14 protein-coding genes are annotated in these 13492 nt (G+C 71.2%); 9 read left to right on the top strand and 5 right to left on the bottom strand.

The annotated features are described in order from the left end of the window. Window positions 1-98 precede the first annotated feature (98 nt). The 5 genes from ACZ5ON_RS05720 (at window position 99) to ACZ5ON_RS05740 (ending at window position 4244) form a co-directional block, all read left to right on the top strand. Window positions 99-764 carry a response regulator gene (locus ACZ5ON_RS05720; RefSeq protein ID WP_465585932.1) on the top strand — a complete coding sequence of 222 codons (666 nt, stop codon included), beginning with the start codon at window positions 99-101 and terminating at the stop codon, window positions 762-764. 359 nt (window positions 765-1123) lie between these two features. Further along, window positions 1124-1897 carry a G1 family glutamic endopeptidase gene (locus tag ACZ5ON_RS05725; protein ID WP_465585935.1) on the top strand — a complete coding sequence of 258 codons (774 nt, stop codon included), beginning with the start codon at window positions 1124-1126 and terminating at the stop codon, window positions 1895-1897. 168 nt (window positions 1898-2065) lie between these two features. Beyond that, window positions 2066-2632, top strand: coding sequence for an HAD family acid phosphatase (locus ACZ5ON_RS05730; RefSeq protein WP_465585937.1), 567 nt, complete (start codon window positions 2066-2068; stop codon window positions 2630-2632). A 398-nt stretch (window positions 2633-3030) separates the two neighbouring features. Continuing rightward, window positions 3031-3831 carry a hypothetical protein gene (locus ACZ5ON_RS05735; RefSeq protein WP_465585939.1) on the top strand — a complete coding sequence of 267 codons (801 nt, stop codon included), beginning with the start codon at window positions 3031-3033 and terminating at the stop codon, window positions 3829-3831. 164 nt (window positions 3832-3995) lie between these two features. Beyond that, window positions 3996-4244 carry a hypothetical protein gene (locus ACZ5ON_RS05740; RefSeq protein WP_465585940.1) on the top strand — a complete coding sequence of 83 codons (249 nt, stop codon included), beginning with the start codon at window positions 3996-3998 and terminating at the stop codon, window positions 4242-4244. Here ACZ5ON_RS05740 and ACZ5ON_RS05745 read toward each other — a convergent pair. Next, complete coding sequence (locus tag ACZ5ON_RS05745; RefSeq protein WP_465585942.1) at window positions 4234-5202, bottom strand: NADP-dependent oxidoreductase; 969 nt, start codon at window positions 5200-5202, stop codon at window positions 4234-4236. The genes ACZ5ON_RS05740 and ACZ5ON_RS05745 overlap by 11 nt on opposite strands. Before the next feature lie 140 nt (window positions 5203-5342). Here ACZ5ON_RS05745 and ACZ5ON_RS05750 point away from each other — a divergent pair, with 140 nt between their 5' ends. Then, entirely contained in the window at window positions 5343-5720 is a 378-nt protein-coding gene (locus ACZ5ON_RS05750) for a winged helix-turn-helix transcriptional regulator (protein ID WP_465585944.1), read from the top strand. A 467-nt stretch (window positions 5721-6187) separates the two neighbouring features. Here the strand turns inward: ACZ5ON_RS05750 and ACZ5ON_RS05755 are convergent, their stop codons facing one another. Beyond that, a complete protein-coding gene (locus tag ACZ5ON_RS05755; protein WP_465585946.1) occupies window positions 6188-6754 on the bottom strand; it encodes a GNAT family N-acetyltransferase in 567 nt (188 codons plus the stop codon). Beyond that, the gene (locus tag ACZ5ON_RS05760; RefSeq protein ID WP_465585948.1) at window positions 6748-8100 is read right to left on the bottom strand and encodes an ATP-grasp domain-containing protein; all 1353 of its coding nucleotides are present in this window, start codon (window positions 8098-8100) and stop codon (window positions 6748-6750) included. The genes ACZ5ON_RS05755 and ACZ5ON_RS05760 overlap by 7 nt, the downstream gene beginning before the upstream one ends. Before the next feature lie 675 nt (window positions 8101-8775). Between ACZ5ON_RS05760 and ACZ5ON_RS05765 the strand changes: the two genes are divergently transcribed. Then, window positions 8776-9603 (top strand): LLM class F420-dependent oxidoreductase, encoded by an 828-nt coding sequence (locus ACZ5ON_RS05765; protein WP_465585950.1) that lies wholly within the window; start codon window positions 8776-8778, stop codon window positions 9601-9603. 7 nt (window positions 9604-9610) lie between these two features. Beyond that, the gene (locus ACZ5ON_RS05770; RefSeq protein WP_465585952.1) at window positions 9611-10042 is read left to right on the top strand and encodes a TIGR03668 family PPOX class F420-dependent oxidoreductase; all 432 of its coding nucleotides are present in this window, start codon (window positions 9611-9613) and stop codon (window positions 10040-10042) included. 134 nt (window positions 10043-10176) lie between these two features. Here ACZ5ON_RS05770 and ACZ5ON_RS05775 read toward each other — a convergent pair whose 3' ends face one another. Then, window positions 10177-10668: an Lrp/AsnC family transcriptional regulator gene (locus ACZ5ON_RS05775; protein WP_465585954.1), complete on the bottom strand. Its 492-nt coding sequence runs from the start codon at window positions 10666-10668 to the stop codon at window positions 10177-10179. Window positions 10669-10851: 183 nt separating this feature from the next. Between ACZ5ON_RS05775 and ACZ5ON_RS05780 the strand changes: the two genes are divergently transcribed. Continuing rightward, on the top strand, window positions 10852-12510 hold the full coding sequence (locus ACZ5ON_RS05780; protein ID WP_465585956.1) for a PLP-dependent aminotransferase family protein: 1659 nt from the start codon (window positions 10852-10854) through the stop codon (window positions 12508-12510). Between the two features lie 5 nt (window positions 12511-12515). Here the strand turns inward: ACZ5ON_RS05780 and ACZ5ON_RS05785 are convergent, their stop codons facing one another. Further along, window positions 12516-13427 (bottom strand): LysR family transcriptional regulator ArgP, encoded by a 912-nt coding sequence (locus tag ACZ5ON_RS05785; RefSeq protein ID WP_465585958.1) that lies wholly within the window; start codon window positions 13425-13427, stop codon window positions 12516-12518. Window positions 13428-13492 lie beyond the last annotated feature (65 nt).

Genomic DNA, 13492 nt, shown 5'->3' on the forward strand with positions numbered 1-13492 from the left:
TGCGGACCGGGCCAGGGCCGGTGGGCATGGACCTGCCAGCCGCTGACCGGCCGAGGTCGGGCTGGGTGGTGCACGTGTTCAGCAGGAGCGGGGCGGACTTGATCGCGACTCTTATCGTCGAGGACGATCCGGTGGCGTCTGCCGCCCTGACCCGCTTCGTCGCACATGTGCCCGGCTTCACCGTGGTGGGCGTCGCCGCCTCGGTTATGGCCGCCCGGGCGGTGGCCGCGCAGCGCCGACCGCAGCTGGCCCTGATCGACATCAGTCTTCCGGACGGCAACGGTCTCGACCTGGCCGCGGAGCTGCGCGGCGGCTGCACCGGCACCGACGTGATCGTGGTGACCAGCAGATCCGACCTGTACGCCGTCCGGGCCGCCATCCGCAGCGGAGCCCTTCACTATTTGGTGAAACCGGTACGGCTGGCGGCGCTGAGCCAGCTGTTGCGCCGGTACCAGGCCCTCCAACGGGACCTGGCCGTGGAAGGGCTGGTCTCGCAGCCGCAGATCGACCGGCTCTTCGGCACCCTGCACGCCCCCGCGGAGCAGTTGCCCAAGGGACTGAGCGAGCCGACCCTGGACGCGGTCCGGGAGACCCTGCGGAGCGGCCCCGACCTGTCGGCCGCCGAACTGGCCGACAGGCTCGGCATCAGCCGGCCCACCGCGGGCCGCTATCTGGAGCACCTGGTCCAGAGCGGCGTTGTCGAGGTGGAGCTGCGCTACGGGCAACGGGGCCGGCCGCAACGCCGGTATCGAGCACTGGACTGAGCGGTGTGGCCGGCCGGAGCAGGTGTCCGGAACGTCGCACGGAGGGCAGGGCGGCACCGGCGCCAACTCTGTGGATTCGCCTACCGCGTGGCGGCCGTCACCGTCCGGCCCAAGTGCTTCTGGCGAATCCACAGAATTGTTCGGCCGGCGGAGCGCCCGACCACGTCGCCGCAGGTCAGAGGATGGGCCAGCGGTTGCCGCGTTGCCAGACAACCCGCCGCTTCCGAAGTTCCGTTGACGTCAGCCCCAGCTCAGGGAACGCTCGGTGGCCAGAACCCGGCGGGTCCCTCCGGATCCCCCTGGCGGCCGGCCCGTCGAAGCCACCGCCCGCCGAAGCGCCCCCACGACAAGGAGACTTCATGCCCGTCATATCCAACTCGCCAGCTGTGCAGGCCCGGAGACCGGTCACCGCGGCCATCGCGGCCGCGGCCCTGCTGGCCCTCGGCGTACAGGTCCCGGCCGCAGCCGCAGCCACCAGCTCCGGGACGGCCGAGTACGCCGGCCGCGACTTCGCGGGTACCGTCTCCGGTAACTGGTCCGGCTACGCCTCCACCGGCTCGACGTACCACAGCGTCGCCGCGACCTGGATCCAGCCCCGGGTGACCTGCGAGCACACCGGCGCGGTGTCCATCTGGGTCGGGCTCGACGGTATGGGCACCTCCACGGTGGAACAGACCGGTACCCAGGCCGACTGCGACACCGTGAACGGCACCCCGCGCTACTTCGCCTGGTACGAGGACTATCCGGACCCGGAGTCGGCCTACCGCGACACCGTGCGGGCCGGCGACACCATGACCGCGTCGGTCGTGTTCGACGCCGCGTCCGACGACTACACCGTCAAGCTCACCGATCAGACCCTCGGTTGGAGCGAGACCCACCAGCTCGCCCACTACAGGGGCGCCACCAACGGCAGCGCCGAGGTGATCGCCGAGGCGCCCAAACGAAGGGGATCCCGCGTACCCCTGGCTGACTTCGGTAGCGTCGCCTTCACCGGCGCCAGCATCGACGGCCGCACACTCGCCGCTGCCGGCGCCAAGCCGGTGACCATGGTGCACGGCGGTGTCACCGATGCGGTCCCGGGCCCGCTCTCCAGCACCGGAAGCGCCTTCACCGACAGCTGGAAGCACTCCTGAGCAGAGGCCGGCCCGCACCGTGACCGACGGCGGGAGTCCGCACAGAACCACAACGAACACATCACCTCCCCCCCGGGGCGTTCGTCTTCCGGACCTGCCGCTGCCCCCGGCACACAAGAGGAACCCCAGCCTCGAACCACGGTCCGCTTTCCCCACAGGAGACAAGTAATGCTCAAGAAGCTCGCCATCGGCCTGATCGCCGGCACAGCCGTGTTCGCCACCGTCCTCGCCCCCGCTGCTCAGGCGTCCTCCAGCCTGCCCGGCAAGAGCCAGTGGGAGTCCGACGTCAACGCCGTCGCCAAGCCCCTCATGAGCTACGTCCAGCAGCGGCTGGCCGGGAGCAAGCCCGGCGACCACCTGGCGCTGGTCCTCGACATCGACAACACGTCCCTCGCCAGCCACTACGACCCCGGAAAGCCCGTCAAGCCCGTCCTTGCCGTCACCCAGTACGCCCATCAGCACGGCGCGGCGGTCCTGTTCGCCACCTACCGCAGCGAAAGTTCCCGCCAGTCCACCACCAAGGAGCTCCGTGACGCCGGGTACACCGTCGACGGCCTGTGCATGAAGACCAAGAGCGGCGCAGGCAAGGCCGACGTCAAGCTCTCGTGCCGAGAGTCCTTCGAGAAGCAGGGCTACACCCTCGTCGCCAACATCGGTAACAACGACACCGACTTCAAGGGCGGCCACTACGAGAAGGGCTTCGAGCTCCCCAACTACGGCGGGGCACTGAGCTGACGACCCTGCCGCCTGCCACCCCACCGGGCGGCTGCTCGTCAGCGGAATCCGACGGTGACGCGGACAGCGTGGAACCGTGAGATCCGCCGAGCCACCAGACCCTCTGACTGCCCATGGGGCCGTCAGGGGGTCCTTCTCGCGCGGCCCGAACCAGACCGGCGCCGGCCCGGCAGGGCCGGTCGACCACCGGGAGTTCGCCTCCGAAGCGACCTCGGTGATCACGGGGTTTCGCCCCTCCTCCCTGGCATCTAGGATCACGCGAGCGTGACCGAAAAGCTGGGGAGGGAAAGTGGGCCAGACGGGCTCGGAGCGATACCGGTCCATCGCCGCCGACACGACGGAGCCGCGCCAGCGGCGGACGGCGCCCGGCCGTGCGTCGCGACGAGGCAGCACTCGGCATGGGTGATCGGCTGGCGAACGTGGCCGCCTATCTCGCCTGCGGACTCGCCATCACCGGAACCGTGTTGAAAGCCCGGCTCGACCGCCACCACCGAAAGGATCCCGCGATGCGCTTCGCCGCTGCCTTCGGCCTGAGCATAGGTACGGCGATGGCGGTCACGGCCCCGGCGACGGCGATGGCGGTCCGTCACTTAGGTCCCCTGCCCGACCTACTCACGCTGGTCGGCGACCAGTTGAAGCTGGTTTCGGCGGGCTCGCTGGCGATGATGGCGCACTCCCTGAACGCCCCTGGGCGGGCGCGGACCGGAGTACGGCGCCAGACCGTGCTGCTCGGCGTCACGGTGGTGCTGGAGATCGTCGCCTACCTCTCCGCCGGCGTCACCCGGGTCGGGGACGAGGTGACGGTGCAGGACACGGGCCGGCTGATCCTGGTCGGGTACATCGTGCTGTTCACCGCGTACGGCATCTGGTGCCTGGGAGTGTTCAGCCTCCTGATCGGCCGCCGCGCGTGGGACGTGCCGCCGGGCCCGCTGCGGCTGGGGTTACTGCTGATGTCGGTGGCATCCGCGGTGGGATTGGCCTGGCTGGCCGACAACGGCCGCGACATGGCGCACGTCCTGACCACCGGTGGCGAGGACGCCGCCGAAAGCCCCTTCTCCGCCCTGGCGGCGCTCGCCTGCGTGACGGTGGGCTTCACCGGCGCGATGCTCTCGTCCTGGGTGGGCGGTCGGTCCAGTGCGGCACTGGTACCTCCCGCCGCGCAGGCCGACCACCGGCCATCCGACCGGACCGGCAGATGATCCCGAGTCGAGGGCCGGGTGGCTATCTGAATTCTCATCAGGACGGCCGTCGGAGCTCTTGGGGTTGCACGGGTGCGGCTGACCCGCATAGCCCCGGACCCACGTCCGGGCCGATGAGGCGCGGGGTTCGGGGTTCGGGGCCCTTCAGCTCAACGTGACCGACGATGACCGATGTCATCCGCCATAACGGCGGTAGCGGCGAGTCAACTTCACGCGGTGTGTACCTGTTGCCGACAACTGGTGGTGACTCGGCGGGCGGCAGGATCGACCGTGTGGTTGCGCTGCAGAGGGTGACCAACGGCGCGGGGGTGCGGATCAGAGCGGCCTATGCGTTCGTCGCGGCCGTGCGGGTGTGCCTCCTGTCCAAGCTCGAGCCGGTAAACGCTGGCAGCGGGCGGAGGATCAGGCGGTGACCCGGAGGACGAGCTTGCCGCGGGTGCGCCCGCCCTCGCCCCGGAGGTGGGCATCGGCGGCCTTCTCCAGCGGGAAGACCTCCTCGACCTCCACCGCCACCTGCCCGGCGTCGATCAGTACCGCGATCCGGCTCAGCGCGGGGCCGTCCGGCTCCACCAGGAAGGGGGTGACCCGGATCCCGCGAGCCCGTGCCGCCTCGGCCAGTTCGGGCGAGACACCGGCCGGGACGGCGACGAGCAGACCATCCGGACGCAGCACCTCCAGCGAGCGCGTCCCCGTCCTGTCGTGGGCGTCGCCGACCAGATCGACGACGACGTCGACGTCCCGCGCGACGTCCTCGAAGCGGACGGCCGTGTAGTCGATGACCTCGTCGGCGCCGAGCCGATTGAGCCACTCGTGGCGGGCACCGCTCGCGGTGGCGATCACGTACGCGCCCAGGTGCTTGGCGAACTGGACCGCGAAGTGGCCGACGCCGCCGGCGGCGGCGGTGATCAGCACCCGCTGCCCGGCGCGGAGATCGGCGGTGTCCACCAGGGCCTGCCAGGCGGTGAGCGCCGCGAGCGGTACGGCGGCGGCCTGCTCGTGGCCCACGGTGGCCGGCTTGCGGGCGAACTGGCGGGCGGGAGCGGTGACGTACTCGCCGTAGCCGCCGGCCGCGCGCGGGAACCACGGCATCCCGTACACCTCGTCGCCCACCTTCAGCGTGGTCACGCCGAAGCCCACCGCCTCCACCACGCCGGAGACGTCCCAGCCCAGCACGAAGGGCGGCTCGCCCAGCACCCCCGCCATGCCGGTCCCGCCCCGGGTCTTCCAGTCCACCGGATTGATGCCGGCCGCGTGCACGCGCACCAGCACCTCAGTCGGCAGCGGCTCGGGCCGCGGCACCTCCTGGACCCGAAGCACCTCCGGGCCGCCGAAACCGTCCTGAACCACCGCGCGCATCATGGGTGCGGACATGCGTCATCTCCTCGAATCGCACCGTACAAAAGGCCTTCGGAGGCCTTCTCGCTGACGGAGCCGAAGCTATCCCCGGGGGTGCAGTTACCATCAAGGGCTACTACTTCCCTTTGGAAAGCAACCTGGTGAGGAGAGTCCGGATGACGACCGGATGCCCGACGGGCCAGCACGCGCACCACGATGTCTACGCTGCTCAGTGCCCCTGCCGGCCCCTGCTCGATCTACTGGCCAACAAGTGGTCCGCCCTGGCCATCGGCGCACTCGAAGAGGGGCCGCAGCGGTTCGGAGAACTCCAGCGCAGACTGCAGGGCATCAGCCCGAAAGTCCTGACCCAGACCCTGCGCCGGCTCGAGGACTTCGGCCTCGTCGACCGCACCGTCTACCCCGCCGTCCCCCTCCACGTCGAGTACTCCCTCACCGCTCTCGGCAGCAGTGCCGCCGTCCCCCTCAACCTCCTGCGGACCTGGGTCGAGGAGAACCTCGACCATGCCGACCCGAGGGAGCCTGCCCCGCGGTAGACGGACGGGCGGTCGGTCGAGAAGCGGCTCCGGTCGGGCAGTCGGCTGAGCGGGGAGGCCCGGCCCGTGCCCGACACCCGCTGAGCGCGGGCCGGGCAATACGTCGCCTGCTCCGGGGCGTGGTGGATGCTGTTGCGGGCGATGCCCAGTGACCCGTACCGACCAGTCCACAGACGGAGATGCCGACCGTGTTGCGAATCCCTGTCCTCGCCGCGTTCCTGGGCCTCGCCTGAATGTGGGGGTTCTTCACCCGGCACCCGCTCAACCGCCCGGCACGCCCGGGCGGATGGTGACGAACGGAGCGAGGCCGCCGCTCGCGCGTTCGCCGGTCTCGTCCTTCCAACGGGGGCGGGCCGGGCCGCGTGCGCCCGGTGGGGAACACGCGGGCAAGATGGGAACCCGGGCCCCGCCCGCGCACCGCATGTTGCGCACAGGGACTTCGGAACAGGCCGGTGGCAGCTCACGGTTCACCGGAGCAGCGGGATCTCGCCCAGCTCATGGACGGAGCACGGTGGGGTAGGGCACACGGCCATCTCGAAGAGCGCCCCTGATCGGTTGCCGCTGACCGTTCTGACCCACCGCCAGCCGTAGGCGCGGTAGTAGGCGTGCAGCCCCGGGTTGTCGCTCCAGGCGTTGGCGCGGACCAGTTCGGCGCCCGCGCCTGCGGCTCGCCACCGCGTCCAGTCGGTCAGGCGTGCGCCGATGTCCCGGCCGGCGTAGCGGCGGTCGACGACGAAACGGCTGAAGTAGCGTGCGGGGTCCGCCAGCTCCCGCGGTGTCCAGAGCAGGCGGCTCCCGGTCGGCCGGTCCGTGACGGTGGCCACCGGCTCACCGTCGGGCTCCAGCAGCGCCACCACGGTGGCGCCCCGCTCGATCCAGACGAGACTGCGGGTGGCGTCGAAGGGATCGGACCACTGGCGCGAGCCGTGCTGCCGGGCGATCCAGGTGGCGGCCTCGGTGCGCAGTGCGGCCAGTCGATCCAGGTCGGTCGGTACGGCCGCGCGGACGTACAGCGGAGGCGGCGCGCTCAGCACGGCTCGAGTGTGAACTGCGCGTGCAGCGCGTCCACCAGTTGGCGTCCGCAGGAGCGGAGAGTCCTCCCGTCGGGTGTGGTCAGTGAGTAGCGGGCGACGAGGCGGGCCAGTGGTGCGCCGGGGTGCAGTACTGTGCCCGCGCTTGGCAGTTGGAGCAGGACGCAGTCGTCCGGTCCGCATTCCAGCAGGCCGAAGCCGTCGCCGCAGCGGTGCAGCTCGCCGTCCTTGAGTCGGTGCACGCCGCCGGTAGGTGCCGCCAGGACCCGGGCGGGAGCTCCGGTGTGCCGGATCACCAGCTGGCAGCCGCCGGCCGGGTCCAGGCCGGCATCGGCCCGGGTGGTGAGGCCGTACCGTTCCAGTATGTGCCGCAGCGAGCTGGGTAGCCCGTTCTCCGCCAGTTCGAGCTCACCCAGCAGCCAGGTCGACCCCTGCATGCGGCAGTTGGCCTCCAGCAGCAGCGGCTGATCCCCGCACAGGACGAAGTCCGCGCCGAACAGGCCCCGGTATCCCAGGCCGGCGAGCTGCCGGCCGATCCGCTCCACCACGTCACGGGCACGGGAGAGCGCGAGCGGGGGCAGCAGCGCGGGCGCCTCGAAGTCGCAGCCGGAGTAGGCGCCGAACGGTGCGCCGATGCCGTCGGTCCGGGTCAGCTGAACGGAGGCGCGCAGTACCGAGACCGCGTCGTCCGCCGAGACCAGCCCGTGGATGTTGACCGGGACTCCCTCGGTGTACTGGCTCACCAGCCAGGGGCCGGTGGAACCGATCCGGCCGAGGTCCTCCGCTCCGGTGACGAGGTACGTGCCCCGGCCGTTGGAACCCCTGGGCGACTGCACGACGTACCTGTGGCCGAACCGGCGGCGCAGCACCAGGTGGTCGAGGTCGCCGACGACGGTGTCGAGCGGCGTCCGCGCTCCGATCGATCGGAACCACTCACGCTGCGCGATCTTGTCGGACAGGACGCGAACGGCGGGCGGGGAGTACGGGAGCACCAGACGGGCGCCCAAGTCCTCCAGTGCGCTCTGCCAGCGCGGCTTCAGAGCCAGATAGGAGATCAGACCGAGTTCGCGTCCCCGCCAGGTGCCGCCGTCGGAGCCGGGGAGCCGGCGCAGCAGGTCGTCGATCCCCGCCGAGGTGACCGTGTTGTCACGGACCCGGGTGAGCTCCTCCAGGGAGTGGAACTCGGCGTGGAACTGGCCCTCCCAGGCCTGATCCGCCGCCTCGACGCTGAGTACGTGCGAAAGGCACCCGGCTCGCAGCAGCGGCAACAACAGGAACGGACGGGCGGCGAGGGCGAGACCGGGCCGGACGGTTAACCGGCGGATCGCTTCGTCGTAGGAGGTGATCACCAGGCGATTATGGGGACCGGCGAGGACGGCCCGTGTCCCGCGCGGTGGCGGTGGCGGCGGCATGGCTGGCGGGCGTTGGACGCAGACACGCACGGCCGTCACCCTTGGGGACACCGTGCCCTGTTGACGCCCCGGACGACGGCGCGGATCAGCGGATCCGTCGGTTGCCACCGGCTGCCGGTCCGCCGACTCCTCGGCGGGGCCCGGTGGGCACGGGACTTCACCCGCCGAGCAGCAGCCGCTCCAACGCCGAGCGGGCGCGGGCGTCGGAGCGGGCCCGGGCGGTGACGGCCGCGGCCGGCTCGCGCGTCCACTCGTTCCTCGTGGGTGGGCCCGGGAGTCGAACTCAGGAGGGGCTGCGGAGGGGTGAGAACGCCCGTGGCCCGCTCCGGTTTCACCCGGTCGGCCGCGCGGGGCGAGTACCTGGTGGCGATGGACGGCAGCTCCGACGAGACTGCCGATTGCGGGTTGACGGGCGCGCCGGCCGTCGTGGTGCGCCAGGCCGCCGGGACGACCGTCCCGCGACGGAGTGCACGGACGGCCCGGGAGTGCTGTCGCCGTACCTCAGGATCCCGGATCGACGCCGAGCGCGGCATGCCTTCGGCATCGCCGGGAGGTGCCGCCACCCCGGTCGGGTGCGGGTGGTGAGGGAACCCAGTTGAAAGGATGGCGCCGATGCATTTCGGGGTCTCGACGTTCGTCACCGACGAGGGCATCGCACCGGTCGCGCTCGGCCGTGCGCTGGAGGAACGCGGGCTGGACTCGCTGTTCCTGGCCGAGCACACCCACATCCCGGCCAGCCGGGAGACGCCGTACCCCGGTGGCGGCGAGCTGCCACGGATGTACTACGGCACGCTGGACCCGTTCCTGACCCTGGCCGCCGTCGCGGCCGTCACCAGCAGGCTGCGGTTGGGTACCGGGATCGCTCTGGTGGTCGAGCGCGACCCGATCACCACCGCCAAGGAGGTCGCCACCCTCGACCTGATCTCCGGTGGGCGGGCCGACTTCGGCATCGGCGCCGGCTGGAACCTGGAGGAGATGCGCAACCACGGCACCGATCCACACACCCGCGGCCAGCTGTTGGACGAACGGGTGCGCGCCATGCGGGAGTTGTGGACCAAGGAGGTGGCCTCCTTCGACGGAGAGCTGGTGCACATCGAACCGTCGTACTGCTGGCCCAAGCCGGTGCAGCAGCCGCACCCGCCGATCTGGGTCGGCGGGAACAGCCCGCACACCTTCCGGCGGATCGTCGAGTACGGTGTCGGCTGGCTGGTGGTCGGCCTGTCACCCGGGCAACTGGCCCAGCGGATCGCGGAGTTGCGAGACGTGGCAGGCCCCGAGAAGCAGGTGCTGGTGTACCTGACGCGACACCAGGAGGAGCAGGTCGACGAGTTCCTGAAACTCGATGTCGCAGGCGTGCTGTTCCAACTCCCGACAGTGCCCGAGGAGCAGACCATGCCGTTGCTCGACCGGTTCGCCGAGCTCGCCGCCGCGCGCCGCTGACCGGCCCGTGCCCGAACTGACGGCAGGGGAGACCCGGCGGCGCTTCGCGGCCGCCAGGGTCGCCGTGCTGGCCACCGTGGACCGGGACGGCCGTCCGCATCTGGTCCCGGTCACCTTCGCCGTCGCCGGCGACCGGGTGGTGACCGCCGTCGACCGCAAGCCCAAACGCACCCCGCGGCTGAAGCGGTTGGCGAACATCGCGGCGAACCCGGCCGTCTGCCTGCTGGTGGAGCACTGGGACGAGGACTGGCGGCTGCTGTGGTGGGCCCGGGCCGACGGCGAGGCCCGCCTGCTGCCGGACCCTGAGGCGGCCGAACACGCCGCCGCTGTCGGCCTGTTGACCGTCAGGTACCCGCAGTACGCGGACCTGCCGCCGGACGGCACCGTCATCGAGGTGGCCGTCCGGCGCTGGCTCGGCTGGTGTGCCGGCCCGGACTGAGCGGGTGCGGCCGCAGGGGGGAACTCGCAGGAGTCATGCTCCGGTGGGGGGCAGGCGATCTCGCCGGCCGTGGCGGTCTCCGCCTCGATCTCCGTCCCGATTTCCGTCCCGATCGCCACTCGCTCGTCTCGCGGTCACCGCCCCGACGCCAGGTACCGGCGGCCCGCTATCTGCTCGAAGATCAGGTTGGTCCGGGTCTGGGCCACCGCCGGGTGGGTGGTGAGGTTGTCCACGACGAAGTCGCGCAGGGCCTCGGGGCCGGCGACGCCGACGTGGAGCAGGTAGTCGTCGGATCCCGCCATGTGGAACACCGCCAGGACGCCGGGCAGCTCGGGGGCCGTGCTCCGGAAGCTCTCGTTCTGCTCCCGGGTGTGCGCCCGGAGCCGGACCGAGATCATCGCCTGCAACGGCAGTCCGATCGCGGCGGGGTCCACCTCCGCCCGGAAACCGCGGATGATCCCGCGGTCCTGCAGCGCGCGCACCCGGGCCAGGCAGGTCGAGGGGGCGATGCCCACCGCCTCGGCGAGCGCGTTGTTCGGCATCCGGGCGTTGTCGGCGAGGGCGCGGATGATCGCCCGGTCCACGTCGTCGATGGACGCCCGCCGGTTCTGCGGATTATTCGGCACGCCCCTCAGGATCCCCGCAGATACCGTCGATTTGCAAGACAACACGCGCCTGCACCGAATTTCGTTCGGAGGACCTTTCGCAGAACGTCGAGAAGTTCCATCCTTGCCGCGAGCGGCGAACGCCCCTCCGCCGTTCCACCGTGCTGTGGACCGGCCGACCAGTGACCCCGGAGTTCCGTGCCCATGAGCCCGACCGCCACCTTCGCCGCCGTGCCCGCCGTCGACCCGGGGTCCGAGCTGGACGACCGCGACTTCGAGCTCCCGGCGAGCGGCCTGGACGACGCCCAGCGGCTGCGCGCCCTCGACACGGTGGACGAGTACTTGACCCGGAAGCGCCGGCACCTGGTCGGCTACCAGGCCACCCAGGACATGCAGGGCTGCGCGCTGGATCTGGCCCGGTTCATGCCGAACAACATCAACAACCTCGGCGACCCGTTCCAGAGCGGCGGCTACAAGCCGAACACCAAGGTCATCGAGCGCTCGGTGCTCGACTACTACGCGAAGCTGTGGAACGCCGAGCGGCGGTACGACCCGGCCGACCCCGAGTCGTACTGGGGCTACATGCTGTCCATGGGCTCGACCGAGGGCAACATGTACGCGCTCTGGAACGCCCGGGACTACCTGAGCGGCAAGGCGCTGATCCAGCCGCCGACAGCCCCGTTCGACGCCCTGCGATACGTCAAGGCCCGCCCCGACCGGAGCAACCCCAACGCCCACCGCCCGGTGGCGTTCTACTCCGAGGACACCCACTACTCCTTCGCCAAGGCGGTCCGGGTGCTGGGCGTCGAGACCTTCCACGCCGTCGGTCTGGAGCTGTACCCGGACGAGTGCCCGCTGGTCGACCCCGCCACGGGGCGCCGCGAGTGGCCCACCGAGGTGCCCTCCAGCCCCGGCCCCTCGGGCTGGTCCTGGGACGGTACGGGCGAGATAGACGTCGACGCCCTCGCGGTGCTGGTCGAGTTCTTCGCCGCGAACGGGCACCCGGTCTTCGTCAACCTCAACCTCGGCAGCACCTTCAAGGGCGCCCACGACGACGTCCGCGGGGTCTGCGAGCGCCTGCTGCCGATCTTCGAGGAGCACGGCCTGATCCAGCGCGAGGTGGTCTACGGCACCGACTCGAAGACCGGTGAGCCGCTGGTGGACCTGCGCCGGGGCTTCTGGATCCACGTGGACGGCGCCCTCGGCGCCGGCTACGCGCCGTTCATGCGGATGGCCTCCCAGGACCCGGCGGCCTTCGGCTGGGCCCCCGAGGCGGAGCTGCCGCAGTACGACTTCGGCCTCACGCTGCCCACCCGGGAGTTCGGCGACCTCGACATGGTCTCCTCGATCGCGATGAGCGGCCACAAGTGGCCCGGTGCGCCGTGGCCGTGCGGCATCTACATGACGAAGGTGAAGTACCAGATCTCGCCGCCGTCCCAGCCGGACTACACGGGCGCTCCGGACACCACCTTCGCCGGCTCCAGGAACGGGTTCTCACCCCTGGTCATCTGGGACCACCTGTCCCGGCACTCCTACCAGGACCAGGTGGACCGGATCCGCAGCGCCCAGGAGCTGGCCGGCTACCTGGAACGGCGTCTGCAGGAGATGGAGCAGGAGCTGGGCGTCGAGCTCTGGCCGGCGCGCACCCCGGGCGCGATCACGGTGCGCTTCCGCAAGCCCAGCCCCGAGTTGGTGGCGAAGTGGTCGCTGTCCTCACAGGACGTGCTGATGGTCCCGGGCGACGAGTCGACCCGCCGCTCTTACGTGCACGTCTTCCTGATGTCCTCGGTCGACCGGACGAAGCTGGACGCCCTGCTGGCGGAACTCGCCGAGGACCCCGCCATCCTGGGCCTGCCCGCCTGACGGTCCTACCCCAGCGCCAGCGCCGCTTCCGCGGCCACCGCCGCGGCGACGGCCGCCAGCGCGGGCGAGTCGAGACGCCACTGCTGCCAGTGGAGCGGGACCTCGACCGTGCGGCCCGGGAGGAACTCGACCAGCGCACCGGTGCGAAGCCGGGGTTCGGCCTGGCCGCGCGGGACGAGGCCCCAGCCCAGGCCGGCCGTCACCGCGTCCGCGAAGCCCTCACTGGACGGAACGTAGTGCCGCAGAAGGCTTGCACTCTGACCGTCGGTCAGCTCGCGGGCGAAGGCGTCCTGCAGCTCGTCGCGACGGTCGAAGCAGACCACGGGGGCGTCCGGCAGCAGCAGGGCCGGGTCCCCGTCGAGCCAGCGGGCGGCGAACTGCGGTGCGGCGACCGGGAGGTAGGCCATCGCTCCGAGCCGGCGCACCGAGCAGCCGGCCACCGGATCGGGTGAGGAGGTGACCGCCGCCATCACCTCGCCGGCGCGCAGCAGGGCGGTGGTGTGCGCCTCGTCCTCGCGGCGCAGGTCGACGTGGATCCGCGCGTCCCGCGCGAGCGAGGCCAGCGCCGGTACGAACCAGGTCGCCAGCGAGTCCGCGTTGACCGCGATCGGCAGCCAGGAGGGCCCCGACGGCTCGCCGCCCTCCCCGCCCTCGGCCATCCCGAGCGCGGTACGCGCATCGCCTTCCAGACGGGTGAGCTGACGGCCGAAGCGCACCACGATCTGCCCGGACTCGGTGGCCCGGACCGGTCGGGTACGGGTCAGCAGCACCCGACCGGTGCGCTGCTCCAGCGCCTTGATCCGCTGGCTCACCGCGGAGGGCGTGACGTGCAGGGCCGCGGCGGCGGCGTCGAAGGTGCCCTCGTCGACCACCGCGAGCAGGGTCCGGACGAGGTCGTGGGGCAGCTCGCTCTTCATGGGTGCTAATGGTACGTAAAAATCTTTAGCTGGCCTTATGCAGAATCCGCTGCCTACGGTGGCGC

It is taken from the genome of Kitasatospora sp. NPDC032150 (assembly GCF_055579945.1).

Excerpts from the sequence above, each read along its gene's own strand:
- ACZ5ON_RS05725 (WP_465585935.1), top strand. The coding sequence starts at position 1,124 with ATGCCCGTCATATCCAACTCGCCAGCTGTGCAGGCCCGGAGACCGGTC.
- ACZ5ON_RS05730 (WP_465585937.1), top strand. The coding sequence starts at position 2,066 with ATGCTCAAGAAGCTCGCCATCGGCCTGATCGCCGGCACAGCCGTGTTC.
- ACZ5ON_RS05735 (WP_465585939.1), top strand. The coding sequence starts at position 3,031 with ATGGGTGATCGGCTGGCGAACGTGGCCGCCTATCTCGCCTGCGGACTC.
- ACZ5ON_RS05740 (WP_465585940.1), top strand. The coding sequence starts at position 3,996 with ATGACCGATGTCATCCGCCATAACGGCGGTAGCGGCGAGTCAACTTCA.
- ACZ5ON_RS05745 (WP_465585942.1), bottom strand. The coding sequence starts at position 5,202 with ATGTCCGCACCCATGATGCGCGCGGTGGTTCAGGACGGTTTCGGCGGC.
- ACZ5ON_RS05750 (WP_465585944.1), top strand. The coding sequence starts at position 5,343 with ATGACGACCGGATGCCCGACGGGCCAGCACGCGCACCACGATGTCTAC.
- ACZ5ON_RS05765 (WP_465585950.1), top strand. The coding sequence starts at position 8,776 with ATGCATTTCGGGGTCTCGACGTTCGTCACCGACGAGGGCATCGCACCG.
- ACZ5ON_RS05780 (WP_465585956.1), top strand. The coding sequence starts at position 10,852 with ATGAGCCCGACCGCCACCTTCGCCGCCGTGCCCGCCGTCGACCCGGGG.
- ACZ5ON_RS05785 (WP_465585958.1), bottom strand. The coding sequence starts at position 13,427 with ATGAAGAGCGAGCTGCCCCACGACCTCGTCCGGACCCTGCTCGCGGTG.